This is a genomic window from Megalodesulfovibrio gigas DSM 1382 = ATCC 19364 (assembly GCF_000468495.1).
Taxonomy (GTDB): Bacteria; Desulfobacterota; Desulfovibrionia; order Desulfovibrionales; family Desulfovibrionaceae; genus Megalodesulfovibrio; species Megalodesulfovibrio gigas.
In genome coordinates this window covers 778,517-805,088 of the sequence record NC_022444.1, presented here as the reverse complement: position 1 = coordinate 805,088, position 26,572 = coordinate 778,517, and the positions used below count along the sequence as shown (strand labels likewise).

Annotated in this window: 22 protein-coding genes and 1 pseudogene; 3 read left to right on the top strand and 20 right to left on the bottom strand. The window is 64.2% G+C overall.

Features of this window, described 5'->3' with window-relative positions:
• Nucleotides 1-143: 143 nt before the first annotated feature.
• The 5 genes from DGI_RS03525 to DGI_RS03505 form a co-directional block, all read right to left on the bottom strand.
• Entirely contained in the window at nt 144-782 is a 639-nt protein-coding gene (locus tag DGI_RS03525) for a PqiC family protein (protein WP_021759321.1), read from the bottom strand.
• A complete protein-coding gene (locus DGI_RS03520) occupies nt 779-1,798 on the bottom strand; it encodes an MlaD family protein (RefSeq protein WP_021759320.1) in 1,020 nt (339 codons plus the stop codon). Before DGI_RS03520 ends, DGI_RS03525 begins: the two co-directional genes overlap by 4 nt.
• The gene (locus DGI_RS03515) at nt 1,795-2,586 is read right to left on the bottom strand and encodes an ABC transporter ATP-binding protein (protein ID WP_021759319.1); all 792 of its coding nucleotides are present in this window, start codon (nt 2,584-2,586) and stop codon (nt 1,795-1,797) included. The genes DGI_RS03520 and DGI_RS03515 overlap by 4 nt, the downstream gene beginning before the upstream one ends.
• On the bottom strand, nt 2,586-3,722 hold the full coding sequence (locus DGI_RS03510) for an MlaE family ABC transporter permease (RefSeq protein WP_021759318.1): 1,137 nt from the start codon (nt 3,720-3,722) through the stop codon (nt 2,586-2,588). Before DGI_RS03510 ends, DGI_RS03515 begins: the two co-directional genes overlap by 1 nt.
• A gap of 195 nt (nt 3,723-3,917) precedes the next feature.
• The gene (locus DGI_RS03505) at nt 3,918-5,912 is read right to left on the bottom strand and encodes a hypothetical protein (RefSeq protein WP_144284104.1); all 1,995 of its coding nucleotides are present in this window, start codon (nt 5,910-5,912) and stop codon (nt 3,918-3,920) included.
• Nucleotides 5,913-6,040: 128 nt separating this feature from the next.
• Here DGI_RS03505 and DGI_RS03500 point away from each other — a divergent pair, with 128 nt between their 5' ends.
• On the top strand, nt 6,041-6,538 hold the full coding sequence (locus DGI_RS03500; protein ID WP_021759316.1) for a PH domain-containing protein: 498 nt from the start codon (nt 6,041-6,043) through the stop codon (nt 6,536-6,538).
• On the opposite strand, the gene DGI_RS03495 is transcribed toward DGI_RS03500, so the two are convergent.
• The 14 genes and pseudogenes from DGI_RS03495 to hmcA all read right to left on the bottom strand — a co-directional run bounded on the left by DGI_RS03495 (nt 6,462) and on the right by hmcA (nt 21,118).
• Nucleotides 6,462-8,507 carry a transglutaminase TgpA family protein gene (locus DGI_RS03495; RefSeq protein ID WP_051286119.1) on the bottom strand — a complete coding sequence of 682 codons (2,046 nt, stop codon included), beginning with the start codon at nt 8,505-8,507 and terminating at the stop codon, nt 6,462-6,464. The two genes, DGI_RS03500 and DGI_RS03495, sit on opposite strands and share 77 nt — an antisense overlap.
• Complete coding sequence (locus tag DGI_RS18260; protein ID WP_021759313.1) at nt 8,504-9,469, bottom strand: DUF58 domain-containing protein; 966 nt, start codon at nt 9,467-9,469, stop codon at nt 8,504-8,506. The genes DGI_RS03495 and DGI_RS18260 overlap by 4 nt, the downstream gene beginning before the upstream one ends.
• Entirely contained in the window at nt 9,469-10,389 is a 921-nt protein-coding gene (locus tag DGI_RS03485) for an AAA family ATPase (RefSeq protein ID WP_021759311.1), read from the bottom strand. The genes DGI_RS18260 and DGI_RS03485 overlap by 1 nt, the downstream gene beginning before the upstream one ends.
• Nucleotides 10,390-10,499: 110 nt before the next feature.
• Nucleotides 10,500-10,718 carry a translation initiation factor IF-1 gene (gene infA / locus DGI_RS03480; RefSeq protein WP_021759309.1) on the bottom strand — a complete coding sequence of 73 codons (219 nt, stop codon included), beginning with the start codon at nt 10,716-10,718 and terminating at the stop codon, nt 10,500-10,502.
• A gap of 167 nt (nt 10,719-10,885) precedes the next feature.
• Nucleotides 10,886-11,899 carry a tetratricopeptide repeat protein gene (locus tag DGI_RS03475; RefSeq protein WP_021759307.1) on the bottom strand — a complete coding sequence of 338 codons (1,014 nt, stop codon included), beginning with the start codon at nt 11,897-11,899 and terminating at the stop codon, nt 10,886-10,888.
• Nucleotides 11,900-12,088: 189 nt separating this feature from the next.
• Nucleotides 12,089-12,364 (bottom strand): hypothetical protein, encoded by a 276-nt coding sequence (locus DGI_RS03470; RefSeq protein ID WP_021759305.1) that lies wholly within the window; start codon nt 12,362-12,364, stop codon nt 12,089-12,091.
• A gap of 59 nt (nt 12,365-12,423) precedes the next feature.
• Nucleotides 12,424-12,990, bottom strand: coding sequence for a hypothetical protein (locus DGI_RS03465; protein WP_021759303.1), 567 nt, complete (start codon nt 12,988-12,990; stop codon nt 12,424-12,426).
• 530 nt (nt 12,991-13,520) lie between these two features.
• Complete coding sequence (locus DGI_RS03460; RefSeq protein WP_021759299.1) at nt 13,521-14,387, bottom strand: universal stress protein; 867 nt, start codon at nt 14,385-14,387, stop codon at nt 13,521-13,523.
• A 354-nt stretch (nt 14,388-14,741) separates the two neighbouring features.
• Nucleotides 14,742-16,154 carry a sulfate respiration complex iron-sulfur protein HmcF gene (hmcF, locus tag DGI_RS03455; protein ID WP_021759297.1) on the bottom strand — a complete coding sequence of 471 codons (1,413 nt, stop codon included), beginning with the start codon at nt 16,152-16,154 and terminating at the stop codon, nt 14,742-14,744.
• 27 nt (nt 16,155-16,181) lie between these two features.
• Nucleotides 16,182-16,859, bottom strand: coding sequence for a sulfate respiration complex protein HmcE (hmcE, locus tag DGI_RS03450; protein ID WP_021759295.1), 678 nt, complete (start codon nt 16,857-16,859; stop codon nt 16,182-16,184).
• Between the two features lie 12 nt (nt 16,860-16,871).
• Entirely contained in the window at nt 16,872-17,018 is a 147-nt protein-coding gene (hmcD, locus tag DGI_RS18920) for a sulfate respiration complex protein HmcD (RefSeq protein WP_021759293.1), read from the bottom strand.
• Between the two features lie 12 nt (nt 17,019-17,030).
• Nucleotides 17,031-18,208, bottom strand: a pseudogene (gene hmcC / locus DGI_RS03445) (sulfate respiration complex protein HmcC).
• Between the two features lie 108 nt (nt 18,209-18,316).
• Entirely contained in the window at nt 18,317-19,411 is a 1,095-nt protein-coding gene (gene hmcB, locus DGI_RS03440; RefSeq protein WP_021759289.1) for a sulfate respiration complex iron-sulfur protein HmcB, read from the bottom strand.
• Nucleotides 19,412-19,438: 27 nt separating this feature from the next.
• A complete protein-coding gene (gene hmcA, locus DGI_RS03435) occupies nt 19,439-21,118 on the bottom strand; it encodes a sulfate respiration complex hexadecaheme cytochrome HmcA (RefSeq protein ID WP_021759287.1) in 1,680 nt (559 codons plus the stop codon).
• 440 nt (nt 21,119-21,558) lie between these two features.
• Here hmcA and DGI_RS03430 point away from each other — a divergent pair, with 440 nt between their 5' ends.
• On the top strand, nt 21,559-22,608 hold the full coding sequence (locus DGI_RS03430) for a class I fructose-bisphosphate aldolase (RefSeq protein WP_021759285.1): 1,050 nt from the start codon (nt 21,559-21,561) through the stop codon (nt 22,606-22,608).
• Nucleotides 22,609-22,730: 122 nt separating this feature from the next.
• On the opposite strand, the gene DGI_RS03425 is transcribed toward DGI_RS03430, so the two are convergent.
• The gene (locus DGI_RS03425; protein WP_021759283.1) at nt 22,731-25,154 is read right to left on the bottom strand and encodes a PAS domain S-box protein; all 2,424 of its coding nucleotides are present in this window, start codon (nt 25,152-25,154) and stop codon (nt 22,731-22,733) included.
• Nucleotides 25,155-25,421: 267 nt separating this feature from the next.
• Here DGI_RS03425 and DGI_RS03420 point away from each other — a divergent pair, with 267 nt between their 5' ends.
• Nucleotides 25,422-26,564, top strand: a complete 1,143-nt coding sequence (locus DGI_RS03420; protein WP_051286165.1) for an iron-containing alcohol dehydrogenase — start codon at nt 25,422-25,424, stop codon at nt 26,562-26,564.
• Nucleotides 26,565-26,572: the final 8 nt, after the last annotated feature.

Genomic DNA, 26,572 nt, shown 5'->3' with positions numbered 1-26,572 from the left:
CTTGCGAAGAGTTCCTGGGGGGAACCCCTTTCTGTAGAAAGGGGGTTCCCCCCAGACCCCCCCTCCCCANATTGCGAGAGGGGAGAACCTTTTGCAAAAGGTTTCCCCTCTCGCACAGAATTTTTTTCTATAACGCGCTTGCCTTATCGCCGTGTCCGCGCTGCCTGTCGCAGGCTGGCGGCCACGTCCACGGCCAGGGCGGCGTTCAGCTGGCTGAGGCCGGCGGCCATGGCCGCGTAGGATTGCCCGGCCAATGGCTGTTGCAGCCGGGCGGCGCCTGTGGCCAGGGCATCCCCCCGGGAATCCAGCACCACCCAGGAGGCCTCCAGCACGCAATCACGGCCGGGCATGCAATCGTGCCGGGAAAGCTGCAGGCTCACCTGCCGATCCAGCTGCATCCCTTGCGGAAACGGGTACGAGACCGCCGGCCGGGCGCAGACCAGTTGCTCCAGATTGGTCGCCAGGGTGCGGGCGAAGGCCTTGTCCAGGGGCTCGGCCCAGCGGTCGAATTCCGCCACGGTCAGGGTGTGGTCGCCCTGGCGGGCCACCATCTGATCGCGGTCCACGAATCCGGGCAGCACCACCGGCCCCACGCCCAGCACGAAGCAGCCGGCCTCGGCCGGGGGCGGCTGGGCCGCCACGTCTTCCGGGAGGAGGGCGGCGGGCTGCAGGATATAGAATCGTGCCGGCTCGCTCCTGCCCATGCAGCCTGCGGCCAGCAGGGCCAGGCAGCAGATCCACAGCCACCGCGCGGTGCGGTGTGCGCCAGTGCGTCCGGTCATCGTTTGCCTCGCAGCAGGGCTTCGGGGTTGCGTTCCAGGTAATCGGCCAACTGTTTGACGGATTTGGCCATGGCCGCCATGTCCTGCAGGGCCCGGCGCAGATCGCCCATGGTGGGGGAGCGTGGATCAATGACCTGCTCCATCTGGGCCAGGGAGTCATGGGCCTGGGTGAGCGCGCCTTCCAGGGGCCGGAGGCTCTTGCTGGCCTCGGCCGCCAACTGGCGGTAGGCGTCCATGGTCTGGGTCATGGAGCCGGCCAGGGGATCCACATGCCCGTCCATGCGGCGGGCCAGGTCGTCATAGCTTTTCAGTGTGGCGTTGACCTGATCGGAGACGGGCCCCACCACGGCGCGCAGATCCTGCATCAGACTCCTGGCTTCCTCCAGCATGTCTGCGGCGTCGGTGGGCAGTTCCTTCAGGCGCGGGGACTGGAAGAATTCCTGAATGCCCTTCACCGCGCCGGTCACGTGGTGCACCAGCTCGTTCAGGGGGAGTTTTTCCAGGGTGTTGGCGATTTCCTCAATGGTGGAGGGCACGGTGGGAATCTCTGCCACCGCGCCGTCGCCGCGGAATATCGCCGGTTTTTCCGGCTGGTAATCCAGGGTGATGGTCAACTGGCCGGTGACGAAGCTCTGCTGCTGCAGCACGGCGCGCAGGCCCTTGTCGATGAGCCGGCTCAGGGCTTCATCGTATTGCATGTCCGGGATGTTGTCGGTGGCCAGTTGTTTGATGCCGATCTGCTCCGGCATGATCTCCACCAGCACCGGAATGCTGAAGTCCAGGGTGGAGGGGTCCAATTCCAGACGGATGTCCTTGACGCTGCCGATTTTGACCCCGCGGAACGTCACTGCCGAGCCCACGGACAGGCCGGCCACGGAGCGATCGAAGTACATGATATAGTTCCGTGTTTTGCTGAAGAGCTTGCCCGAGCCGAACAGCAGGATGGACGCCACCAGCAAGGCCAGGGCGCTCAGCACGAACACGCCGATGAGTGTTTTTCCGGCCTTGCCGCTCATGATGTGGCCTCCCGGGCCGCGGAGCCGTTTTCCTGGCCCCGGGTGAGGAACCGCCGCAGGGTCGGGTCCGTGGTGGTGCGCAATAGGTCGGTGGGGTTGCCGTGCGCGGTCATGGTTCGCGTCTCCACGTCCAGATAGATGGAATTGGTGCCGATGGCGAAGATGCTCGCCAGCTCGTGGGTGACGATGACGATGGTGCTGCCCAGGCTTTCGCGCAGCTCCAGGATCAGCTCGTCCAGCAGGTACGCGCTGACGGGATCAAGCCCTGCCGACGGTTCATCGAAATACAGGATTTCCGGGTCCAGCGCCATGGCCCGGGCCAGGCCGGCCCGCTTGCGCATGCCGCCGCTGATTTCGGAGGGGTAGAAATCCTCAAAGCCGGCCAGACCCACCAGAGAGAGCTTGAAGGACACCAGCTCGCGGATTTCCGCCGGCGTGAGCGGCGTGTACTGCTCCAGGGGCAACGCCACGTTCTGGGCCAGGGTCATGGAACTCCAGAGGGCCCCGCTCTGATACAGGATGCCCGTGCGCCGCAGCATGGCTTCCCGCCGGGCTTCGGGCGCATCCCACAGGCTTTCCCCGTGGTAATACACCGTACCCGTGGTCGGGTGTTTGAGTCCCATCAGCACTTTGAGCAGCGTGCTCTTGCCGCAGCCGCTGCCGCCCATGATGATGAAAATGTCGCCCTGCTGGATGTCGAAGGTCAGGTCGCGCATGAGCACGAAATCCCCGTAGGCCAGGGTCAGGTTGCGTACGGCAATGTGCGGATCGGCGGGCGCGGCGTTCATCAAATCCCCAGAATATCGCACGATACGGTGATGATGGCCGTGGCCACAACGAGGGCGACAATGCTTGTGACCACGGCGGCAGTGGTGGCTGTGCCCACCGCCGAGGCGCTTCTGCCGCAGCGCATGCCCTGGAAGCAGCTTGCCATGGCCACCAGCACGCCGAACACGACGCTGTGGAACAGGCCGATCCAGATGGCAGTCAGATCCACGGCATTGCGGGTGAAGGTGATGTATTCGCCGGGGGCGATGTCCAGCATGAACACGCCCACGATGAATCCGCCCAGCATGCCCATGAAGTCTGCATACAGGCACAGCAAGGGCATCATGATGGTCAGGGCTGCCAGCCGGGGCAGCACCAGGAATTCCATGGGAGAAATGCCCAGGGTGGTCAGGGCGTCGATCTCCTCGTTCACCTGCATGGAACCCAGTTCCGCGGCAAAGCTGGCGCCGGTGCGGCCGGCCATGATCACGCCGGTCATCACCGCGCCCATGACCCGGGCCATGGCGATGCCCACCAGACTGGCCACATACACCTGCGCCCCGAACATGCGCAGCTGCACCGCGCCCACATAGGCCAGGATGAGCCCCACCAGCACGCTGATGAGGGAGACGATGGGCAGGGCCTCGGCCCCGCTCATGCGGATCTGGTTCCAGACATCCGCCCGTCGCAGCACCGCCCGACCCGTGCACAGTCTCCAGACGGCCACGGTGGTTTCGCCGACAAAGGTCACATAATCCTTGGCCTTTTCCCATATGTCCATCGCCAGGGCGCCCAGGCGGGCCAGGGGGCCATCGCTGGAGGCACCGCGGGCGGCATCGGTGCGTTCGGGCACCGAGGCGGCCAGGGCCAGCAACCGGACCACGCCCGGCGGCAGGCCGGCGGTCTCCGCGGCAATGGCGCGGCGGGCGGCCTCGTCCAGAATGTTGCGGCAAACCACCAGAAAACGGCTGTCCCAGGTCTGCAGGCCGGCGGTGTCGAAGACCAGACGTGCCGGGCCTGCCGCCAGGGGCGTCTTCCACAGATCCGCGGCAGGGATACGTTGGGCAATAGTCCACTCCCCGGCGAACACAAGACGCACGACATCCCCCTCGCGGCGGGATTCCAGAACAGGCGGAGCGGGCGGGCGATCAGACATGACCTTGTCTTACCGGCAGAACAAGGGAAATGTCCATGCTCTCGTACCCGCTCCGTGAACGGCGTCTGTGCGCCGCGGCCAGCAGAACGGAGATTTGCCCTAGAGCACAGTGGTGTTGAAACGATCGGTGCGAGGGGAAGCACCTTTCCTCAGAAAGGTGCTTCCCCCGAGAACGCTGCGCACAGATCGCATGCCCTATTGCCCTCGGCGCAGCACCTGGCGCACGGCCTGCGCATTAGGCAGCTCGGCGATGCGGGCCGTCACCTCCGGTTGTTCGATCCAGCGCACGCCACCATTGGGCTGGGCCATGCTCCAGAACACCTTGTTGTCCCGGTAGCGTGCGCCCCTGGCGGCGAGGTTGTCGATGATGGCGATGATCTCCGGATAGCCGTCGGCATTGAAGTCCTCGAAAGCCAGGGCCCTGGTCAGCGGCATGCCCGGCGAGGGCTGCAGCCGGGCCAGGGTCTGCCCGCTGTACAGCAGGGCATACAGATGCGGCCCTGTGGCGGTAGCTCCGGGTTCGGCCAGGGTCACGAAACACGCCGGGCCGTACCAGGGCAGTTCCAGGCTGAAGGTTTGCTCGGGCACCATGACCTTGCCCTGGAAGCCGCGAGCCAACGGATCCGCCGGGATCATGCGGCAGCGGTTTTGGTCTGCGCTCAAGAACGAGCCACCGTGCCCCGGGGGAACGGGCATGGGCATCGTGCCTGGAGCCTGCGCGCCGGGCATTCCCTGCGGTGCACCGGGCACCGTGCTGGGAGGCATGCCCGGGGGGCGACGGGGCAGGGGCGGCTGCTGCTGCGGACCACCCGGCGCGGACGGCGGGGCCGGCACCTGCGGCGGTTGCGGGTACTGCGGTGGCTGCGGCGATTGCGGTTGCTGTTGCGATGTGGGCGGTTGTTGCTGCGGCGGTTGCGGTGTCTGGGGTTTTTGTGTTTGCGGTTTTTGCTGCGATGGTTGCTGTTGCTGCTGCGGTTGTTGCTGCTGCGGTTGTTGCTGCGGTACGGCTGTGGCCTCTGCCAGCATGGCGATACCCGGCAGCATGGCTTCAAAGGCGTCGGCCCAGGCCTTGGGCGCACCGGGGAGCTTGCCGTCTCGCGCCTGGGCAAAGAACTCCTGCTGTGCCTGCGCGTCCTGGTGGTTCTTCCACACCAGCCCCTGCCCGCACTGGGGCCGGACGGCGAAGAACTGCGGTGCGGCGGTCGCCATCTCCTGGGCATTGGCAGCGACCACGATGCTCACCTGACGATTCTGGGTGTAGAACCGCACCTCGCGTTCAAAGCGGATATCGCAGGCCTCACCCCGGGAAAAGATGGCATAGGCCTTGGCATACGTGCCCCCAGGCAGGATGAGCAGTTCTTCCGAGCCATGCACGGCCTGCCCCGGTGCTTCGCCAAATTCCTTGCCGGTCAGCACCTGCATCTCTGCCTTGGCCTGGGCGGTGGTCAGGCCGGAGCGCCCCTTGGCCGTCCGGTCCAGGGGCAGCACGTCCACGGCGATGGTCAGGCCGGAGGCCTTGCCCGCATCGGCCATGGAGGTGAGGGTGGTCCCGGCCGGAGCCGTCACGCGCAGGCCGGTGGCGGCGTCCGTGAACACGCCGCCAGCGCCGCCCTTCACGGTTCCCGTAATGCTTCCCTTGCCCTCCCTGCCCTCAGTGTTGCCTGGGCCGACGGTGGGCGGCGTCTGTTGCGTTGCTGGCGGCTGGGTCATGGACTGCAACGGCAGTGGCGCTGCCGCGGAGGCGCTGCCACCCACCTTGCGCATGCTGACGGCATCCAGTCCGGCGCGTCCTTCCACGCCGCCTTCGGTGCACAGGCCGGTCCATTGCTCCTCGGTGGCGTCGTCGATGAGCAAGAGTTGATCGCCCTGGAGGGAGCCGCGCATGGGGGCCGGCGTATTGCCGCCTTCGGTGAAGCGTTGCGCGGACACCTGCCCGTCCTGGCCGAGCGCAGTGACGGCAAGGCCGCCCCGGGCGATCACGCCGCCAGAGGCCGTCCGTTCCCAGCGCAGGGAGGCGCCTTGCTGGAACAGGTCGGCACATGGCGCCGCGGTGGCGAGGCCGGCGGGGATGAGCAGGCCGGCCAGGGCAATCAGGGCAATCAGAGCGGCGGGGCCGACCAGAGCGACCAGATTCCAGACGGTGCGCGGGGACGTGCGCCGTCGGTCACGGGCAGGGAGGGGGCTGGTCATGGGAGACATTGGACATCCTTTTGCATTCGGTGCGCGGTTGGTGCATGCTCCGGCAGCATACACCACCCCATTCGGCCTTGCCAATGGGGCACGGGAAATCCTGCCCAGAGTTTTACCAAGGAGAGACAATGACGCCAGACATCTTTCCCATCGCTCCGATACTGGAAAAAACCGGCTGGGGTGCCGTGGCCTTTGGTGGTTTCTGCCTGGTGATGACCTTGTTTTTTGTGGGCGCAATGGGCTTTGCCTGGACCACGGTGCGCAGTCTGCGCCACGCGGAATTCCGGCTGGAAGACGATGGCCTGCACGTGCGCTGCTTTCCCTTCAGCCGGGTCTATCCGTATGCCGCCCTGGAGTTGTCCGAGGCGCTGGTGACGGATTTCACGGCGCATCCGCAATTCAAGCCCACCTTGCGCACCGCGGGCACTGCCCTGGGGAGCCTCAGGGGCGGCTGGCATCGTCTGCGCAACGGGAACAAGGCCATGCTGTACCTGACCAGGGGGGAGGCGCTGGTGATTCTTCCCACCAGCCTGGGGCACACGCTGATGATCAGTCCGCAGGATCCGCACCGGTTTCTGGACCGCCTGCGGCAGCGTGCCGGGGTGCCCGCGCCGGCCGCGGCCTGAAGCGACGCACCAGGGCGGCGAGTTCCTGCAGCAGGGGCTCGCGTTGGACATCGGACAGACGTTCATAGCGCAGGGCCGTGTAACAGGCGAGGATAGCCTGGGCCTCGGCCATCAGATCCGGTCGCGCGGCGGCGATGTGTCGGCCGTAGGCCTGCGGTCCCATAGTCGGCGGGCGGGGCAGGCCGGCCGCGGCCAGCCGGCGGCAGAATGTCCGGTACTGCGTGGCGGCGGCATCTTCCCGCGCAGCCACTGTCTGCTGCAGCCGGCGTTGCCAGAAGAGCACCAGCAGCACGGCGGCACCCAGCAGCACCGCCAGCAGGGCGGCGAGCCCCAGCCAGCCGCGCAGGCTTTTCAAATCCAGCCCCAACTGCCTCAGCAGCTGCCCCTGGCGGGCCGAGCCGTAACTGAGCACCAGACTGTACCATTTGTAGGAGATGGTGGCCAGGCTGTGACGCAGCAAGGGCCAGTTGCCGAAGATGGAGGTGTTGTGATGGAAATAGCGTTGCAGATCCTCGGCACCCAGGGCCGCCTCCAGGCCAGCATGCACCCGTTCCGGGGCCACGGCGGCGGTGGGGTCCACCCGCACCCAGCCGAGCTCGGGCAGAGCCACCTCGGTCCAGGCGTGGGCCTCGGCCTGCCGGACCTCCACATGCCCGCCCACGGGGTTGACCAGTCCGCCCAGGTAGCCCAGCGTTACCCGCGCGGGCACGCCGGCGGCGCGCATGGTGAAGGCCATGGCCGAGGCGTAATGCTCGCAGAAACCGCGCTTTTGGGAAAACAGGAAGTCATCGACGGGATCTGGTCCGAGGGTCGGGGGCGACAGGGTGTAGTGGAAGGCGTCGTCTCGGAAGTGCTGCAGCATGGCCTGCACCCGCGCGGCGGGGTTGGGATGCTCCCGGGCCAGCTGCACGCCCAGGGCGCGGGCGCGGGGATTGCCTCGCGGTGGCAGTTGCAGGCCGGCTTTGCGGTCCTCCTGGGTCACGGGGTCGCGCGATTGCAGGAAGGATTCCACCCGGTACTGCCGCCGCTGCGTCACCGGCTTGCGGGCGCGCAGGGTACGGTCCTGGTGCATGACGCCAAAGAGGGGGTGCATCTCCGGCGCACGGGCGGGCTTGTCCAGGGCGAAGAGCCAGCGGGTGTGCATGGGTTCCAGGATGATGGAGTAGGACACGGGCTGCGACCCCGCCAACCGGGTGCGGATGTGCTCCACTTCCCGACCTCGCACCCAGCTGCGGCCGTCGAAGTGCCACAGGGTCAGGCCGCGCCAGTAGCGTTGCGCCGCGGGCGGAAGTTGGCCTGTGTCGAACTCCGCGCGAAAGACCAAGGTTTCGTCCGTCACCAGATGACTGATCGCGCCGGGGGTCATGTTGTCGTCAAAGCCGGTGGGCACGGCATTGGCAGGCAGGCCGAATATGCCCGAGGGCATTCGCGGAAACAGGAAGAACAGCACCAGCATGAACGGCGCGCCCTGCAGCAGCAGGCCGGCTGCCTGGCGTAGCACGTGGCGCAGCCGTTCCTGGGGCCGCACCAGATGGATGAATTGCATGCAGGCCCCCAGACTGGCCGCCAGCAGATAGCCGGCCATGCCCAGGGATTCGGTGTACAGCAGGTTGGACAACACCAGGAACAGCCCGAGCATGGTGGCGGCGATATAGTCGCGCCGGGACACGCTCTCCAGCGGTTTCAGGCCCATGACCACCGCCAGCACGGCGACGCCGCCGGCCAGGGTGCGGTTTTCGCCGGCCGCACCGGCCGGGAACAAGAGGGCAATGCCCACCGCCAGCAAGGTGACGGCCTGCAGCAGCCACCGCGGCAGCCTGGGCCAGCCGCTGCGCGGCCCGAGGATGGCATATGTCCAGGAAAGCAGGACCAGTCCGACAATCCAGGCCGGCAACCGCAAGGCATGCGGGGCCAGGCCCAGGGCCAGAAAGGCCACCAGCGCTTCCATGCGGGGAGTCGGCTGATTCATGCGGCATCCTCCGCGCCAGGGCCGTACACACCGGCCCGGTGGGCGGCCAGGGCGTTCAGGCATTGCCGCTTGTGGCGGTGCGGATCAGACGTCGGATCCAGCCGCCGGCCGGGAAGCAGCAGGGCATAGGACCGCCCCATCCCGTGCGCCTTGCGGACCATGGCGCACAAGGCCGAGAGCCTGGATTCCACATCCCCCTGCAGACGGGCGAAGTCCAGCAGGAGGGTTTCTCCGGTCATCCCTTCAAATTCCTTGACGAACAACCCCTGCCCGCGAGTGGAGGCCTTCCAGGAGACGCGCTGGGGCGGGTCGCCGGGAACGTAGGGTCTGAGTTCGCGGAAGTCATCGATGCCTGGGCCGCCACTGCGGCTGTGCCCCTGGCCGCGGTCATCGGCGTGAAAGGGAGGTGTGTCCTGCGCGGGCGCAGGCCAGACCAGGCATTCCAGATTCAGGTCCACCACGGTCCAGGCCCGGAACAGCCCCAGGGGCCAGGCCGTCTGCAGCAGCACCGGTCCGGGCCGCAGGCGGCCGCGGCGGGGGGCGTGCATGGTGAGGCTGAACAACCGGGGCGAGCCGGCCGGCAAATCCTGGGCCGGAAGTTCGTCATCCAGGCCGGACGGCAGGCCGAAGCCCAGGGCGATGGCCAGGCGGTCGGTGGGGGCCACGGCCTGCAGGGAGAACACGGCGTCCTCGCCGGCAAAGACCGCCGGCGCAGTCACGACCGAGAGGCGGATGTCACGCAGGGCCCGGCGTGTCTGCAGGCAGGCGGCCAGACTCATGCCGATGAGGAGGAAGGCCAGGCCGAAGCCGAGGTTCAAATTGTAGTTGAGGCTGCCCAGCAGCATCACCAGCAGGGCCACGGCAAACCAGCGGCCGTAGCGGGTCGCGCCCAGGGTCACGCGGCCGGGCTTTGGCTGCGGGCGTCGCCACAGGCGCAGGGCACGCGGGGGGCGGTGCGGCATCAGACCACCGCAACGTGGGCCAGCAGCTCATCCAGGGCCGCAGGCGGAAACTCCCGCAACGTGGCCCGGGCCTTGAGCCGGTGCCCCACCACCCAGGGCAGCACGGCCTGCACGTCTTCGGGCAGCACATGGTTGCGTTTCTGCAGCCAGGCCCAGGCCTGGGCAGCCCGCACCAGCCCCTGGCCGGCGCGGGGGGACAGCCCCATGACCACCTCGGGGTGGCGTCTGGTGAGCGTCAGGATGTTCAGCACGTAGTCCACCAGGGCCTCGGAGGCGAACACTGCCGCCACCTCCTGCTGCATGGCCGGGATGGCCGTGGCGTCCAGCACGGGCGAGAGACTGGCAATGCGCGAGCGCGTTTCCCCCAACTGCAGCAGCGCCTTTTCGAAATGGCGCTCCGGATACCCCAGATGGATGCGCATGAGGAAGCGATCCAGCTGGGAATCCGGCAGGGGATAGACCCCGGCCTGCTCCACCGGGTTCTGTGTGGCGATAACGAAAAACGGCGCGGGCAGGGGATGGGTGATCCCCTCCACGCTGGCCTGGCGTTCCTCCATGGCTTCCAACAGGGCGGATTGCGTCTTGGGAGTGGCGCGGTTGATTTCGTCCGCCAGGAGCACCTGGGTGAACAGCGGGCCCCGGTGGAAGTGGAAGGCCCGGTCAGCCGGGTCGTAGATGGAGACGCCGATGACATCGCCGGGGAGCAGGTCCGACGTGAACTGCACCCGCTGGAACGCCAGCCCCAGGGACCGCGCCAGGCACTGGGCCAGGGTGGTCTTGCCGATGCCGGGCATGTCCTCGATGAGCAGATGCCCCTGGGCCAGCAGGCAGGCGAGCGCCAGACGGGTCTGATGCTCCTTGCCGAAAACAACGGTGCCGATTTGATCGATGATGGACTGCGTTTGGACGTGCGCGTGCATGAGACTCCCGCTGCGGCTGGTACGGCCAGGATGGCGCGCAGGGGAAGCCTACCATCGGGCGGCCGGCAGGTCCAGCGCCAGGGGAGGGGCAACCGGTCAGAAAATGGCTGCTATTTCATGCGATAGGTGATGCGGCCGCGCGTGAGGTCGTACGGCGAGAGCTCCACCTTCACCCGGTCGCCGGGCAGAATGCGGATGTAATACTTGCGCATTTTGCCGGAAATGTGGGCCAGCACTTCGTGGCCGTTTTCCAGCTCCACGCGGAACATGGCATTGGGCAGGGCTTCCTGCACTACGCCGTCAACTTCAATGGCATCTTCCTTGGCCATGGTGACTCCTTGGTTTCAGTTACAGTCAGGGAAACCTGCATCTATTTTCATGGTTCGACGTGTCTGTCAATGAAAGAACAGCACCAAAAAGCCCCGCAGGCATTGGCCGCACCAATGTTGCTGTGCTTCTGGACTGTTGCGATTCACGAAAAAAGGGCAGGGGAGGATCAGTCGCGGGGCAGGGGCGGCGTTCCCGGCGAGTCCTGCTGCTGCGTCGCGGTCTGGTGTTGCTGCAGGGTATCCAGATCCGGCATCTCCAGGGAGGGGTCCAGCTCGCGGGCCAGCTCGAAATCCCGCAGCGCCTGGGCATGATTGCCGGCCAGGGAGAGGGCATAGCCGCGATTGAAATGCAGGGTGGCGTTGCCCGGCAGCAGGGTGATGGCGTGGGAATAATCCGTGGCGGCCTGGAGGAATTGTTCCTTTTCCTTCCAGATGTCCCCGCGGGCGGCATAGGCCTGATGCAGGGTGGGATTCTGGACCACGGCGTTGGTGAAGTCGTTGAGGGCCTGTTCGTAGCCGCCCAGGGCGTACCAGGCGCGGCCCCGGTAGTAGTAGGTCAGGGCCAGATTGTTGGGGCCGAGTTTGTCGGATTCGATGGCCTTGGTCATGAACTTGATGCCGAGTTCCTCGCCCACGGCCAGCACGGCTTCCAGCAGCGGCGTGATGACGAATCGGGGATCCAGACGGCTGGCGTCGGCAAAATCTTCCATGGCCTTGGCGGCATCGCCATTGAGGGAGTACAGCAGGCCGCGGACAAAATAGGCTTTGGGATTTTCCGGCGCCAGGGCCACGGCCTGATCCAGGTCCGCCATGGCGGCGGCATAGTCGTTCTTGTCTTTGAAGATTTGCCCACGCTTGATGAGCGCTTCGGCAAAGGACGGATTCTTTTCCAGGGCGAGGTTGAGATCCTCCAGGGCCTTGGCGAGATCCTTCTTGTGATACCAGGCGTTGCCGCGATTGTAGTAGGCAATGGGCAGGTTCTCTGGGCCGAGCTTGCCGGACTGCAGGGCCTTGGTGATCAGCTCAATGCCTTTGTCGTAGTCGCCCTGTTCAAGCGCCTTGTAGCCGGCAATGGCGTCCTGCAGGGGGCCGGCAAAGGCGGCTTGTGGCGCTGTCGCGGCGTGGCCGGCCAGCAGGCACAGCGCCAGTAGCAACACCACTCGCAGCAGCATGATCTCCATGCAGGCACACCATCGTGAGGGGGGAATCTTTTTGGGAAAGATTCTCCCCTCTTGTGCGCTTCCCCTCCAAAAAATTTTACAGAACGCTGTAATCATAAATAAAATCTTTGGAAAGGGGTCGTGGGAGAGAACGTTGTTGCGGCACGCTTCCTGTGGCCGGGCCAGTCAGGCTCCGCCGCCGCACACCGCCTACTTGGTGGAGACGCTGCCAAAGGCCAGGGCGAACCGGGCCCGCAGGTCTGCCGGGAGGTCCTCCCATTTGACGTTGGCGGGGTCCAGGTTTTTTTCCGCCGCATACATGTCGATCCAGGACTGCTTGATGCGAGCGGCAATCCATTCGTTCCACTGTTCCTGTTCCGTCTGGGTTGCCTGGGCCGGCTGGCCGGCAAGGGCCGGCACAGGCACGAACAAGGTGCAGCAGGACAGGGCCAGAACAAGTGCGGGGGCGAGAAGTCGGGACGTCATGACGGGTCTCCTGAACGTAACGCAGTCAGCGCGGACAATGCTGGCAGGTACGGCAACCACTAGCTGTCGATTCCAAGCAACGTCTTCAGATCGCGACGGTATGCCGCGCTGGAGGGGTCGAATTCCGGGAACAACGCGAAGAAGGTGGCCATGTAGTTCTTGGGGAGGTTGTACAATGTGGCGGTGCGCTGGCACTCCAGCAGATCCGAGGCAGTGCTGTTGATGCTGCAGTAGGAGTTTACCAGCTGCTGCGCAGTATTGCGGGCGGCCTCGTTGCGGGCGGCTTCCTGCTCGGCTGTCAGGTCGGAGGGGTAGACGTAATGGTCGTCGAGGTACTTGTTTTCCCGGTCCACCTGGGCGTCAAGGTTTTTGAGCTCCCGGTCAACCTCCGCGTCGAGCGCCTTTTTCTGCCGCGAGAAGTCGGCCTGCTGGATCTCGTCCATGAGGTCGCCGGTTTTTTCGAGGATCTCGGCGAGGCTGGCCCGTTGGGATTCCTGAATGGCTTCGCGGCGCGCCTGGCGTCCGAAGTCCAGCTGTTGCGAGGAAGCCGACAAGGCGTCCAGAAACAGCGCGCCCAGACAGCCGAGCACAAGAAGCATCAGTGTTCGCACCATGTTGCTGGCCATGCTCCACCCTCCTGCAAACGCGCCTGTATGACATGGCGCGTGTTCGTGGCCACTGGAGGCCATGCGGATTGCTGCCCGCGCGCAAAACGGCACGGGGGCGCACAGACGGCAGCCGAGGCGCGCGACATGGCGCATCGCGTCTGACTCTATGCGTGGGGTCAAAATATCTGATGTGCAGACTCTTGTCAATTGCATTTCTACTTTAGCGCGGCTGCAACAGCGGCGCAAGACATTCAGGAGCACACAATGCAGCAATCATTGGACACACAGTTTGGCAGCACCTGAACGTATGATTATGTCTGGCACATCTTTCTGTTGGAAAGATACATTAATATAAACAGGTATTATCATCTAAAAAAAATCTAGAGAACACAAGTGGACTGCATGATTACGCCAGAATACGTGCCGAATGCTGCCGTGCTTCTTCTGCATCAGCGCCTTCCCCGTACGGATACCGAAAAAAACCCGGGCAGCACCTTGCCTGCCCGGGGTGATGCGGTTTTTCGCCGCGGCGTCGTGTCGCAGCCCCGTCAGGCGCCGTATTTGCTGGCGCTGACCACGGGGCAGGGTGCCTCCACCAGCACCTGATGCAGCACGGCGTCGTGCCATTCCTCTTCGGTATCGAGGTGGCTGGCGTGATGGGCCATGACCACCAGCCCTGCGTGCAGGGCCTTGGCCTTGGCCACGATGGCCGGGGCGGCGTCGCCTTCCGCGATGCTCGTCGTCACGGGCACGCCGTCGGCCTTGTCCAGGTATTTTTTCTTCAGGGCTTCGTCCACTTCCGCATCGTCCAGCCCTGCATGGAGGATGTGGATGGACGCGCCGACCGCCTTGGCAACGGTCTTGGCGAAGGCGAAGGCCCGGTCGCAGTAGGGGGAAAGGTCCGTGGCGAACACGATGGTGTTGAGGTCTTCCAGCGCTGCCGGCGTGGGGTGGTTGACCACCAGTACCGGGGCCTTGGCGGCCTTGGCCACGCGCAGGATGGTGGAGCCGGGGAAGTCTTTTTTGACCTGTGCCGCTTCCAGCTCGTCGTGGGTGGACCCGCCCATGACGATGAGGTCCACCTGTTCGTCGCGGGCGATGCGCAGGACCTCGCGGTGCGGGAAGCCCACGGTGGTTTCAATGCGGCAGGTGGCGCAACCGTCCAGGTCGCTGGCGTAGTATTCGCGCACGGCCGTGTCCACCTTGTCCTTGTATTCGTCGGTCAGCACCACATCCTCGCCGGTTTTGAGGTCGGCGAAGAACTGGCTGTAGGCCCGGGTGGGGGTGGCGAAGTCATTGAAGATCAACAGATCGGCCTGGGTGCGTTTGGCCATGGCGAAGGCCAGGCGGGCGGCGTCGTCGCAGGCAGGCGAGGCTGAGGTGGCGAAAAGAATTTTTTTGAACAGGCTGGTCATGCGTGGCTCCTTACTGCGCGAGATGCAGGGCGGGGCGCTCGTCATCTGGAACCGACCCTCGCTCCTGGGATTTTTGATGTGATGACGATACCGCAAGACGTCCCCTCGTGCCAGCAAAAATGCGGAATATGAGGGAGGACGCAAAAAAAACCGGGAACGCGCAAAGCACGTTCCCGGCTGCAGTGGCTCATCGAAGCGGGGAGGGAGCTCGCCAGTACAGGCGTGCTCCGGCGCCGTGATTCCAGGCCTGCGACACATGGCTGCGTCTTCCATGTGCCTCAATCCGGAAAGGAAGCCCAAGCCACGCGGGCGGGGAGCGCCAGGGCGTTCCCCGTTGCCGCGCGGTGTGGTCGGCTATGCTTCTTCTTCCATCTCCTCTTCTTCCTGCGGCTTGAGGTGCTCGGGGATGATGGCCGCGTGCACCACAAGGGGTTTGAGGAAGGACCAGCGGATGCCGATGGCGAAGTGTTCTTCCAGGTCGCGGATGGCGTCCCAGCAGTTGTGACAGGGGGCGATGACCAGCTTGGCCCCGGTGGCCAGGATCTGATCACGTTTGGTCATGAGCGCGAAGTTGCGTTCCTTGCGGTACATGCCGATGCCGTTGAAGCCGCCACCACCGCCGCAGCAGTAGTTGTGCTCCAGGTCGGGTTCCATGGGCCGGTAGTAGCTGGGGTCGGCCAGGTAGCTCATGACCTCGCGCACGGCCTTTTTGATGCCGTGGTTGCGCACGTAGTTGCAGGAGTCCTGGATGGTGTAGGGCTCTTTGATGCGCTTGGCGGGGTCGATCTTGATCTTGCCCAGCCGCAGGGCTTCGGCCAGCCATTCCACGTAGTGCTGGCAGGGCACGGGGGGCAGGCCGTCTTCGCGGCCGGCCCAGTAGGGGCCTTCGATGACCGTGGCGCGGTGGGCGTGGCCGCATTCGGTGCCCACCATGCGCTTGGGCTTCAGGCGCTCCATGGCGTCATAGACTTCCTTGACCTGCATGGTGCAGGCTTCCCAGTCTCCGGCGAACATGGAGAGGGAGGTCTGTTCCCAGCCCTTGGAAGGCACGGTCCAGTCTTCGCCGGCGATGTGGAAGAGGATGGCCATTTCGGCAATGTCTTCCGGGTAGTGCTTGGGCTCGCGGGCGTTGCAGGTGTACATGATGTCCGCGCCCTCTTTATCCACGGGGATTTCGAGGAGCGGGTACTCTTCCTGCTGTTCTTCGGCCATCCATTCGCAGGTTTCGACCCAGTCTTCTTCCGTGACGTTCATCTGTGCGCGGTACACGCGGTGCATGCCCGAGCCGATCTTCAGTTCCCACGGCACAAAGCCCTGGGAGAAGAGCAGGCCGCGCAGGTAGCCGAACATCACGCCCATGTCGATGCCGTGCGGGCAGTAGGTGCCGCAGCGGTTGCAGCAGGTGCACTTGGCCCAGGCGGTGTACATGCAGTGCTGCATGAACTTGTTGTCCACCTTGCCGTTGCGGCGCACGATTTCGCCCAGGGTGGTCTGGATCTTGTAAGCGGGCACCTGCTTGGGATCGCGATTGTGAATGCGATACAGGAAGCAGCTTTCCGCACACATGCCGCACTTGGCGCAGATGTTGAGCCAGGTGCGCAGGCGCGATTTGAGGGTTTTCTGGAGGGTGGCGGCCAGTTTGTCCGCATTCACATCCAGTTCTTGCATTTCAGCGTAGTATTTTTTGCCGCCGGTGTCTGCGAGGAGCTCTTTGAGCTCCTCTTCATTTTGCACCGGCAAGGCCCGACACAACGTACCTTGAGGCATGATGCGATTCCTCCTCGGAGTTCGAGCTTACCAGGCGAATTTCGTGCCCTTCAAACCACCACGCTTGATGCCGAAGTCCATGCCCAGCTGGCCGCGGGACATGAAGAACAGCACAAAGTGAGACAGCTTGGTGAACGGAATGGCAATGAGCATGACTTCGCCGCAGAAGATGTGCATGTTCAACCAGAACTGGTAGTCACCGGTATGGGTGCTGGCAAGCACGCCGGTGATGAAAGGCGCGATGGTAATGGCCAGCACCATCACGTCCTGCCAGTTGGTCAGGATGCGCACTTCCGGCAGCGCGACGCGCCGCAGGATGAGGAACGCTGCGGAGATGAAGAACATCAGGATCAGAAAATCCACCACGCTCTGGGGCAGGGACAAGGGGGCAATCCACAGCCACTGATCCATCAGCGTCGTGTGGGCAGGCGCAAACAGCGGGATGCCCACAATGGCGAAGTGGAAGAAGAACGTGGCGATGGTCATGGCCGGCTTGGCCCGCCAGGTGTGGGACCCGAAGGGGATGATGAACGCAATCACCGAGCGGGCGGCATGCTTGAGGCCGTGCTCCAGATGCGCCTTGTAGGCCACGCGATCGAGCTTCTGGTCCAGCCCGCGGATGTACCACACCACGCGCCAGATGCAGCCGCCGATGAAGATGGCCAGGGACAAGTACAGCATGGGGCCGGTCAGGAAATCATACATGGCAGCGGCTCCTTAGTATTTGCGGATGGGCTTCTCACGGGCAGTCAGGAAGCGCCAGAAGATGAGCGCGCCAATGGCAATCACGCCCATGAGAATGTAAACGTTGCCTTTGCTGTGCACTATGAAGTCGTGCAGCGTGTGGAACGTGCCGGTATCCATGTGGGTTCCCCTTTAATGACCGCCGTGGGCGGGTTCGACGGCGGCGTCTTCGTCGTGATCTTCATAGTCCGGGTGCGTGTACAGGATGGGCATCCTGTTGGCGATGAGCCGGAAGACCAGCACGTGCAGTCCGAGAATGAAGGCCGTGACCACGATTTCCCAGAAATGCGGGAAGTAGCGCAGGTCGGACGGCAGCTGCCAGTTGAACGCGATCTGGGAGACATTCAGGCGGTTGACGACAATGCCCAGGATGGTCCACACGGCGGCCACCTTGACGAAGGTGGGGTTCTGTTCCCGGTAGCCGATGGCGTAGCACACCGCCGGCAGGAAGACGAAGCCGATCACTTCCACCAGGAACCAGGCGCCATAGCCGGTGCCCAGGTAGTGCCAGTTGTTGTCCGCGGCCACGCCCACCCACTTGATGAAGAAGTAGCCCATGAGGACCCAGGCGGCAGCCTTGGCAAAGCCGAACATCACGCCGTCGTGTTCCTCGATGGTGATCTTGTCCATCTTCGCATGCATGTATTTGTGGGACAGCATGCCCTCGAAGATGACCACCGAGAGGCCGGCGCAGATGGCCGAGACAAAGAAGTACACCGGCAGGTAGCTGGAGTACCACAGCGGATGCACCTTGGACGGCGCGATGAGGAACAGCGCGCCCAGGGAGCTCTGGTGCAGGGTGGAGAGCATCACGCCGAAGATGGTCAGCACGATGGTCAGGCCGTGCACCACGTTGCGAATCTTCTTCAGGCCCAGCCACTCCAGGGCGGCGGGGCAGAATTCGATGAACAGCACGGTGAGGTACAGGAACACGCACAGGCCCACTTCAAACAGCAGGGAGCTTGTGCCCTGGGACCAGAACAGGGGGTAGGGCAGGCGGTAGGGCCGGCCGACGTCGTAGTTCAGGGCGAAGACCACCAGGGCGTAGCCGATGAAGGCCGTGAGGATGGCCGGGCGCACCGCGGAGTGGAACTTCTTGAAGCCGAAGATGTAGCACGCGGCGGAGGTGACGAACCCGCCGGCTGCCAGGGCGACACCGCAGAGCAGGTCGATGGAAATCCAGATGCCCCAGGGGTTGTTGTCGTCCAGGTTGGTGACCGTGCCCAGGCCGAAGGTGAACCGCAGCAGGGTGGCCAGGCCGCCCATGATGAGCAGGGTGGCCATGACCGGATGCTGCCGGGCGGCCTCAAGGATTTTCTCCTTGGTGGTCAGCTCCCTGGCAAGGCCGGTGAGGCCGTCTTTGGTCAGGTATTTCGGGTCCACGGTGAACGTGGACACGTCTGGCTTATGGTCGGACATTAGTCGCCCTCCTTCTGGTCGCCTTCAGACGGCGCTTTGGCGGCTTCCATCTCGGCCACCTTGGCCTTGACGGCTTCGTCCACGGCTTTCTTTACTTCCGCGTCCATCTTCTTCTGCGCGGCGGCTTCGGCTTTCTTCAGCTCTTCCTGCAGCTTGGCTTTGGCGGCTTGCTCGGTTTCCTGCCTGGCCGTGGCCACGGCGTCGGCCTTTTCCTGCTTCACGGCACGGTCACGCATGGTGTTGATGCCGTAGAGGCCGCCCAGCAGCACGGGCCACAGGCCCACCACGATGGGCACCGCGCCCAGGGCGCCGGCAGTGAGGGCCGGAGCCGGGGTCACGCCCAGGCCTTCGTTGAGGCCGATCTGCTCGAAGGGCACGGGGGAGATGACCATCCAGGCCGTGCCGCCCATTTCGGTTTCGCCGTAGACGTGTTCCACGTACTTGCCAGGATTGCTGCGGATGCGTTCCCAGGCCAGGCGCAGCACGTCTTCGCGCTTGCCGAAGAGCATGGCTTCCTTGGGGCAGGCTTCCACGCAGCCGGGGAGCAGGCCCTGCTCCAGCCGGGGATGGCAGAAGGTGCACTTCTGGACTTTGGGGACCAGGGCGGAATCGTACTCGTACGTGGGCACGTAGAAGGGGCAGGCGACCATGCAATACCGGCAGCCCACGCAGAGGCTGGCATCGTAGGTCACGGAGCCGTCGGGGTTCTTGGTGAACGCCTTGACGAAGCAGCTGGAGGCACACGCCGGTTCGTTGCAGTGGTTGCACTGAAACTTGTGGAACGTCTTGCCTTCCGGTGCGGCCGGGTTGGCGAACTGATTGATCACCGTGTAGTTGGTGGCGTCGGTACGGCGGCGCTCCTGCAGCACGGTGAGGTCGTCAAAGGGTTTTTCGGGCTTGGGCAGGTCGTTGACCTTCTGACACGCTGCTTCGCATTTGCGGCACCCGATGCAGCGGGTGGCGTCGAAGACCACGCCAAAGCTGTCCTTGTAGCCAGTAAAGTGGGTATTGCCGGCGGCCTGCGCTGCGGCGGGGGCAAGGCTTGCTCCAAGCCCTGCCGCGCCCACGAGGCCGAGGAACGAACGTCGTTTCATGAGCTCCTCTCTTTTGGGATGCGCCGCTTAGGAGTTCTTGGGCTTGTGACAGCCCTGGCAGTCCGTGGCCTTGGGATTGACCTGCATCTCCTGGTGGCAGCCGATGCACTGATTATGGAACGCGCCTTTGAGACCGGGCTGATTCGCGGTGCGCTCCTGGAACGGCTTGGAGTGGCAGGAGGCGCACTTGGGCGGATTCAGCGAGGGCTTGGCGTTGTGGTGACAGCCGGAGCACATGGTCAGCGCATCGCCATGGAAATGGTTGGCCATGGGGCTCTTGGCCGCTTCTTCCACCAGCTTCTGGTAGATCTTGCGGTGCGGGAATTCCGCGGCCTGCCATTCGTCGCCCTTCTCATCCATATAATTGAGTGTCAGCTTCTCAGGCACGTTTTCCAGGGGCACCGTCTTGGGCTTTTCGTCCTTGGCAGCCAGAATCTTGGCAGCCGTGGCTTCGCGTTCCTCCTTGCCCAGGGTCTGGGTGCCGGACGTGGGGAAGCCGGCTTCGTGGCACTGGATGCAGCTGTTCTGCGAAAGCGCCGTCTTCTGCATGGGCGCATGGCAGCCGGCGCATTCCTTGCGGGCATTGGCCTGGGTGGTGTGGCATCCCACGCAGGAGGTGGTGACGCCCAGCTGGTGCGCGGACTGGGCTGTGGTGACGAAGTTGCCGTCCTTGCTGCCGGTGGTGGTGTGGCAGGCCACACCGCAGGCCGCCAGGGAACCGCCGGTTTGGGTGGGATGATGGCAGGTGACGCAGTTGCCCACAAAGCCTTCATGGGCCTTGTGATCAAACGCCACCGGACCGGGGCCGGCAGCGGCCCAGTTCACGTCCACGGTGCCGTTGGCCGTGGCAGCGCCGGCCACGAGCAGGGTGGCATCGGGCTGGCCGCGGAACAGACGGGGCGTTTCAGCCGTCTTTTTCCAGGCTGCCTGCGCCTCGGCAGTGTGGCAACCCACGCACAGCACGGGGCCGCTTTCAGTCTGGGCCTTGCGGGTGCTCAGGTGACAGTTGACGCAGGATTCATGGGAGGCGTCCCGCGTGCTGGGCACGACACGGTCCTGCTGCACCGGGGAGGGCAGCGGTTCCTGCTTGTGGCAGTACACGCAGCTGCCTTCTTCGCCCTTGGCGTAGACAAGCTTCTTCTGCGCTTCGTCATACGTGTGGTGGCAGGCCTTGCAGCTTTCGTCTTCCTTGACCTGCAGCCGCTTGGCTTCCGCAACCACATGGCGGCCATGCAGATTCAGATCCAGGGACGGCTTGGGCGTAACGGTGGCGCCTTCCACCCCGGGGCCCACATGGCAGCGCTTGCACTCGGCCGCCTGGGGCGCCGTGGGATAGCTGCCCACCACTTTCTCGTGACACGCCATGCAGTTGGCGTGGTACTGCTCGGCCATGGCGTTTTTGGACGTGGGATCCACTGTCCGGGCGAACTTGAAGGACAACTTGCCTTCGGTCTCCACATGGCAAGACGTGCAGTCCTTGGCCATCTTCTCAAGGGCAGTGGTGTGCTTTTCGTGATAGAACACCACCCCCGGCTGCTCCAGCTTGCCGAATACGGCAGCCGTGTCGATGACGATGGCGTCCACCTTGGGCTCGGCGGTGCTCGCCGGGCCGGGCGTGCTCGCCGTCGCCGAAATAAAGGGAACTGTCAAAAAGAGAATCGCACACGGGATTCCCACCCACCTAGCCGCTCGTTTTCGTTGCGTCATGGCCTCACATTCCTTCCTGAGTTGCACGTCGCCACTGCCGCTGGATTTGTACCAACTCCGCCTCGACCGCCTGGGAAGAAGGCGCCCCTTCTTCCCAACATTTCATACCAAATCAATCCGAGATTCGCCGCATTTTATGACCCGTTTTATGGAATACAAGGTTTGCCAGTCAAGGGAAATTTCTCACATAGCCCGCAAGAATAGGATATGATTATGAACCAGTTGCGCCCAGAATCCGGGGAAATCCGGCCTTTTTTGTCAAGTGGCAAATATATTTAAATCGATAAGGCCATCAATTCGCGACCCTGCCGCCGTGCCGTTTTGAAATTTGCCACCAGATCGGCACCCTTTTTTTGTCGAGGCCTGGAAAAAATTGTGCTACACTTGATGGAACGTGTGATGTACCCATCCTTGCCACTACCTTTTGGAGGCGACTGCGCATGACGAATATTTCTGCTCTGCTGGGGGACGAGGCCGACTCGCTCCTTACCCATGTCTGCAAAACCATACCAAAGGCGTCGTTGCATCTGCCTGGCTCGGACTTTGTGGATCGCGCCTTCCTCGATTCGGACCGCCCCATCCCGGTGCTCAAGAATCTGCAAGCCTTGTACGGCGCGGGTCGCCTGGGTGGCAGCGGGTATTTGTCCATCCTGCCGGTGGATCAGGCCATCGAGCACACTGCCGGGGCGTCTTTTGCCGCCAACCCGATGTATTTTGATCCGGAAAACATCGTCAAACTGGCGGCAGAGTCCGGCTGCTCCGGCGTGGCCTCCACCCTGGGCGTGCTGGCATTGTGCGCCCGCAAGTGGGCCCACAAGATTCCCTTCATCCTCAAGATCAACCATAATGAATTGATGACCTACCCCAACAAGCACGACCAGATTCTCTTCGCCTCCATCAAGCAGGCGTTCGAGATGGGCTGTACGGCGGTGGGGGCGACCATCTACTTTGGGCATCCCACGTCCAACCGGCAGATCCAGGAAATTTCCCGCGCCTTCGAGGCGGCCCACGCCTACGGCATGGCCACCATCCTGTGGGCCTACACCCGCAACGACGCCTTCTCCACCCCCGAGAAGGACTACCATGTGGCTGCGGACCTCACGGGCCAGGCCAACCACTTGGCTGCCACCATCAAGGCGGACATCGTCAAGCAGAAGCTGCCCGAGAACAACGGCGGCTTCACGGCCCTCAAGTTCGCCAAGTCCGATCCCCGCATGTATTCGGAACTCTGCACCGACCACCCCATTGATCTGTGCCGCTATCAGGTGGCCAACACGTACATGGGCCGCATCGGGCTCATCAACTCCGGCGGCGGGGCTGGCAAGCGGGATCTGGAAGAGGCCGTGCGCACGGCCGTCATCAACAAGCGCGCCGGCGGGCAGGGGCTCATCATGGGCCGCAAGGCCTTCATGCGCCCCATGGGCGACGGCGTGGCCCTCATCCAGGCCGTGCAGAATGTCTACCTGGACAAGACCGTGACCGTGGCCTAGGGCCTGTTGTTTTTTGAAAAGAGCTCTCGGGGGAAAACCTTTCTTTAGAAAGGTTCTTCCCCCGANAAAGGGTTCCCCTCTCGCAATCTTCTTCTTTTAAACGAAATTTTCTCTCATGCCACTCATCGTTGCCTGCCGGGCCGGCGCTGCAGCACCTCGGCGACGACGCAGGCAAGGGTGTCCATATCCACGGGTTTGGCGATGTAATCGTCCATGCCGGCATCCAGGAAGGCTTCCTTGTCCCCGGCCATGGCATAGGCTGTCATGGCGATGATGGGCGTCCCGCGCCGGTCCTCCCCGGCCTCGCCGCGGCGGATGGCCTGGGCGGCCTCCACTCCGTGCAGCACCGGCATCTGTACGTCCATGAGCACCACATCAAACGGTTCCCCGCGCAGGGCGTCCAGGGCTTGGCGGCCGTTCTCCACGGTGCGGACCACGCCGCCGTGCTTTTCCAGCATGCGCGAGGCCGCCACGCGGCTCACGGCGTCGTCTTCGGCCAGGAGGAATTTGCGGCCGGCCACCACCGCTGCGGGCCTGGGCTCCGGGCAATCGGCGGGCGGGCCTTTCGGCAGGAGGAAGGGGATGCTGAAATGGAAGCTGGTGCCACGGTTCAGCTCAGATTCCATGGAAATGCCGCCGCCCATGAGCCCGACCAGCCGTTTGCAGATGGAAAGCCCCAGCCCGGCGCCCTGGTGGGTGCGCTGGTAACCCTGGGCTGCCTGGGAGAAGGGCTCGAACAATTGGCCGATCATCTGATCGGGAATGCCGCACCCCGTATCTTCCACCGTGAAGAGCACCCGCTGCAGCCCTGGGCGGGAATCGGGCAGGGCGACGGCGTGAATGGTCACGTGGCCCTGGGCGGTGTATTTGAGGGCGTTGCCCACCAGATTGATGAGCACCTGCTGCAGGCGGCAGGCGTCGCCGATGACCACGGGGGGCAGGGCAGGGTCGAGATGGCATTTCAGGGCCACACCGGACTGATGCGAGGCGGGGAGCAGCAATTCCACCACCTGGTGCAGGATCTCCTGCAGGGTGAAGGGCTCGGCCACGATGTGCATCTTGCCGGCTTCGATCTGCGAGAGGTCCAGGATATCGGAGAGCAGGCGTGTCAGACGCGTGCCCGAGGCGATGGCCAGATCCACATATTCGCGCTGGTCGTCGCGCAGGGCATCGGCGCGCAGCAGTTGCAGCATGCCCAGCAGCCCGTTCAGCGGGGTGCGGATTTCGTGGCTCATGTTGGCCAGGAATTCGGATTTGGCCCAGTTGGCGGCCTCGGCCTGTTCCCGGGCGGCGGCCAGGTTGGCCAGGGCCTCGTGCAGGGCGGTCACGTCATCCACCTGGGAGAGGATGGACACCGTGTTGCCCGTGGCATCGCGCTGGGCGGAATTGTACCACTGGCAGTGGATGACGCTGCCATCCTTGCGGACGTTGCGGTTCTGAGTGATGTTGCAAGGGGTTGAGCCATTGAGCAACGAGCCGATGGACTGGGTGACGGACTGCTCGTCCTCGGGATATACGAGCAGGAAGTCCCCCCAATTTTTGCCCAGCACTTCATCGGCCGTCCAGCCGAAGATCGCCTCGGCCCGGGGGCTCCACAGGGTGATGGTGCGGCCGTTCTCCCACTCGATGACGCCAAGGGGCGAGTTCTCCACATGAAAGGAAAGCCGGTCCAGGGCGTGCTGCAGGGCCAGCTGGGCCTGCTTGCGGTCGGTGATGTCCAGGGACATGGACAGGACGCAGGGCTGCTGCGCCCGGCCGTAGCGGATGGGGAGCATGGTGTTGTGGAACCATTGTTCCCCTGCGGCCATGCGCACGCAGACTTCGCGGATCCGGGGGGTCTGGGTCTCCACCACTTCCCGATACTGCGCCATGAGGGCCTGGGCATGCTCGGGGGGGGCGAAGTCCCGGATGTTCCGGCCCGTCACGGCTTCGGGAGGCTGCCCGCCGCTCAGGTTGCAGGCGGCCTTGTCGTTGACGAAGAGAAAGGTCCCGTCTGGCGTGATGACGGACAGGGTCTCCCGCATGGCGTTGATCACCTGCCGGTAACGTTCCTCGCTTTCCCGCAGGGCTTCCTCGGCGCAGCGGCGCTCGGAGATATCCTCAAAAATGCAGTGGGTCTGCTTGAAGCGGCCCTCGGCATCGCGGCCGATGCGGCCATTGAACGCCACCAGGACGGGGTGGCCATCCTTGTGGATCAGCTCGAATTCCACGCCCAGGATTTCGCCCAGGGCCTTGAAGCGGGGAAAGTTCTGGCGGAAGTGATCCTGCCATTCCAGGGGCAGGAACTCGGCGAAGTTTTTGCCGAGCACTTCCGCCCTGGTATAGCCCAGGGCGGTCAGCCATGCCTGATTCACTTCCAGGAAATTGCCGTGCTCATCAAGGGATTGATACCCAAGCGGGGCATTTTCAAACAGTTTTTGGAACTTGAGTGTTTCCTGCTGCTGTTGGGTTTCGCGCGCGGCGAGGCGCGCTTCCAACTGGGCAATACGCCGATGGCATGCCGCCAGCGCTGCGTCTCGCGGGTCTGTGTGTGTGCTGCCGGTCATTGCCCCCCCTCAGACCAAACACTGCGTACGGTCTTGCGTTGCGTATCCCATACTCCATTGCCACGGCACGGCGGTCAGCGCAATGCCGGGGAGCGCGGGGAGTCGTTTTCCTGCGGTCGATGCTTGCGGAAAGACAGCAATAAGCGTACGATGTTTTTTCGGAATATTCTGCCCGCGATGCGGGCGCCTGCAAACTGCGGGGGCAACGTGCGCAACCATTCGGTAGAACCCTGGTTCACGCAATTGCGGAAGTTCGTGGCGCCGGAAATGGTGTTTGGCCTGGGCGCGCTGGAGATGGCCGGTCGCTTTGCCGGAAACCTGCGGGCCTCGCGGGTACTGGTGGTCAGCGATGCTGCCCTGGCCGGCATCAGCTGGGTGGAGCGGCTCCTGGAGGTGCTGGCGGCCGCCGGGGTGGAGGCCAAGCCCTGGCTGCAGGTGTCCGCCAATCCCAAAGACGGCGAGGCCGCGGCTGCGGCGGAATTTTATCTGCAGGAAGGCTGCGAGGGCATCGTGGCCCTGGGGGGCGGCAGTCCCATGGATCTGGCCAAGGCCGTGGGCATCATCACGTCCAACCAGGCGCCCGTGCTGTCCTTTGCCGGGGTGGACAACGTGGAGAAGCCCGGCCCGCCCCTGATCTGCCTGCCCACCACGGCCGGCACGGGGGCGGAGGTGTCGCAGTTTGCCATCATCACCGACACGGCCAACCGGGTTAAGGTGGCCATTGTCAGCAAGACCGTCATCCCGGATGTGGCCCTGCTGGACCCGGAACTCACCTGCACCATGGGGCCGGAGCTGACGGCCCACACCGGATTGGACGCCCTGACCCACGCCGTGGAAGCGTACGTGTCCAACGCGCATTCCCCCCTCACGGACATGCTGGCCCTGGAAGCCATGGGCCGCATTGCCCGCTGGCTGCCCGTGGCCGTGCAGTCTGCGTCGGGGCCTGCCCCGCACCTGGAGGCCCGGTCGGAAATGCTGCTGGCCAGCCTGCAGGCAGGCATGGCCTTTTCCAACGCCATCCTGGGCGCGGTGCATGCCATGGCCCACAGTCTGGGCGGGTATCTGGATCTGCCGCACGGGCTGTGCAACGCGCTGCTGCTGGATCACGTCATCCTGTACAATTTTTCGGGAGCCGAGGCGCGGTACCGGGCCATCGGCAGGGCCCTGGGCGCGCACATTCCGGACGATGCCCCGGCGGACGAGGCCCGGGAGCTGGTGGTGGCGACGGTGCGGCAGCTCAAGCAGACCGTGGGTGTCACGCAGTCCCTGGCCACCCTTGGCGTCACGCCCGAGTCCCTGGACACCCTGGCCGGCAAGGCCGCTCAGGACCCCTGTATGCTCACCAACCCCATCCCTGCAGACGTGCAGGATCTGAGGCGCATCTTTGCCAAGGCCGCCGGATTCGAGTGATCCACCCC

What these genes read in the sequence shown, in the direction of transcription:
- DGI_RS03520 (WP_021759320.1), bottom strand. Translation starts at nt 1,798, where the DNA reads ATGAGCGGCAAGGCCGGAAAAACACTCATCGGCGTGTTCGTGCTGAGC.
- DGI_RS03495 (WP_051286119.1), bottom strand. Translation starts at nt 8,507, where the DNA reads ATGAATCAGCCGACTCCCCGCATGGAAGCGCTGGTGGCCTTTCTGGCC.
- infA (WP_021759309.1), bottom strand. Translation starts at nt 10,718, where the DNA reads ATGGCCAAGGAAGATGCCATTGAAGTTGACGGCGTAGTGCAGGAAGCC.
- DGI_RS03470 (WP_021759305.1), bottom strand. Translation starts at nt 12,364, where the DNA reads ATGACGTCCCGACTTCTCGCCCCCGCACTTGTTCTGGCCCTGTCCTGC.
- hmcE (WP_021759295.1), bottom strand. Translation starts at nt 16,859, where the DNA reads ATGTATGATTTCCTGACCGGCCCCATGCTGTACTTGTCCCTGGCCATC.
- DGI_RS03420 (WP_051286165.1), top strand. Translation starts at nt 25,422, where the DNA reads ATGGTGTTTGGCCTGGGCGCGCTGGAGATGGCCGGTCGCTTTGCCGGA.
- DGI_RS03505 (WP_144284104.1), bottom strand. Translation starts at nt 5,912, where the DNA reads ATGACCAGCCCCCTCCCTGCCCGTGACCGACGGCGCACGTCCCCGCGC.
- hmcF (WP_021759297.1), bottom strand. Translation starts at nt 16,154, where the DNA reads ATGCCTCAAGGTACGTTGTGTCGGGCCTTGCCGGTGCAAAATGAAGAG.
- DGI_RS18260 (WP_021759313.1), bottom strand. Translation starts at nt 9,469, where the DNA reads ATGCCGCACCGCCCCCCGCGTGCCCTGCGCCTGTGGCGACGCCCGCAG.
- DGI_RS03475 (WP_021759307.1), bottom strand. Translation starts at nt 11,899, where the DNA reads ATGGAGATCATGCTGCTGCGAGTGGTGTTGCTACTGGCGCTGTGCCTG.
- hmcB (WP_021759289.1), bottom strand. Translation starts at nt 19,411, where the DNA reads ATGAAACGACGTTCGTTCCTCGGCCTCGTGGGCGCGGCAGGGCTTGGA.
- DGI_RS03510 (WP_021759318.1), bottom strand. Translation starts at nt 3,722, where the DNA reads ATGTCTGATCGCCCGCCCGCTCCGCCTGTTCTGGAATCCCGCCGCGAG.
- DGI_RS03425 (WP_021759283.1), bottom strand. Translation starts at nt 25,154, where the DNA reads ATGACCGGCAGCACACACACAGACCCGCGAGACGCAGCGCTGGCGGCA.
- hmcA (WP_021759287.1), bottom strand. Translation starts at nt 21,118, where the DNA reads ATGACGCAACGAAAACGAGCGGCTAGGTGGGTGGGAATCCCGTGTGCG.
- DGI_RS03500 (WP_021759316.1), top strand. Translation starts at nt 6,041, where the DNA reads ATGACGCCAGACATCTTTCCCATCGCTCCGATACTGGAAAAAACCGGC.
- DGI_RS03460 (WP_021759299.1), bottom strand. Translation starts at nt 14,387, where the DNA reads ATGACCAGCCTGTTCAAAAAAATTCTTTTCGCCACCTCAGCCTCGCCT.
- DGI_RS03485 (WP_021759311.1), bottom strand. Translation starts at nt 10,389, where the DNA reads ATGCACGCGCACGTCCAAACGCAGTCCATCATCGATCAAATCGGCACC.
- DGI_RS03525 (WP_021759321.1), bottom strand. Translation starts at nt 782, where the DNA reads ATGACCGGACGCACTGGCGCACACCGCACCGCGCGGTGGCTGTGGATC.
- DGI_RS03515 (WP_021759319.1), bottom strand. Translation starts at nt 2,586, where the DNA reads ATGAACGCCGCGCCCGCCGATCCGCACATTGCCGTACGCAACCTGACC.
- DGI_RS03465 (WP_021759303.1), bottom strand. Translation starts at nt 12,990, where the DNA reads ATGGCCAGCAACATGGTGCGAACACTGATGCTTCTTGTGCTCGGCTGT.
- DGI_RS03430 (WP_021759285.1), top strand. Translation starts at nt 21,559, where the DNA reads ATGACGAATATTTCTGCTCTGCTGGGGGACGAGGCCGACTCGCTCCTT.
- hmcD (WP_021759293.1), bottom strand. Translation starts at nt 17,018, where the DNA reads ATGGATACCGGCACGTTCCACACGCTGCACGACTTCATAGTGCACAGC.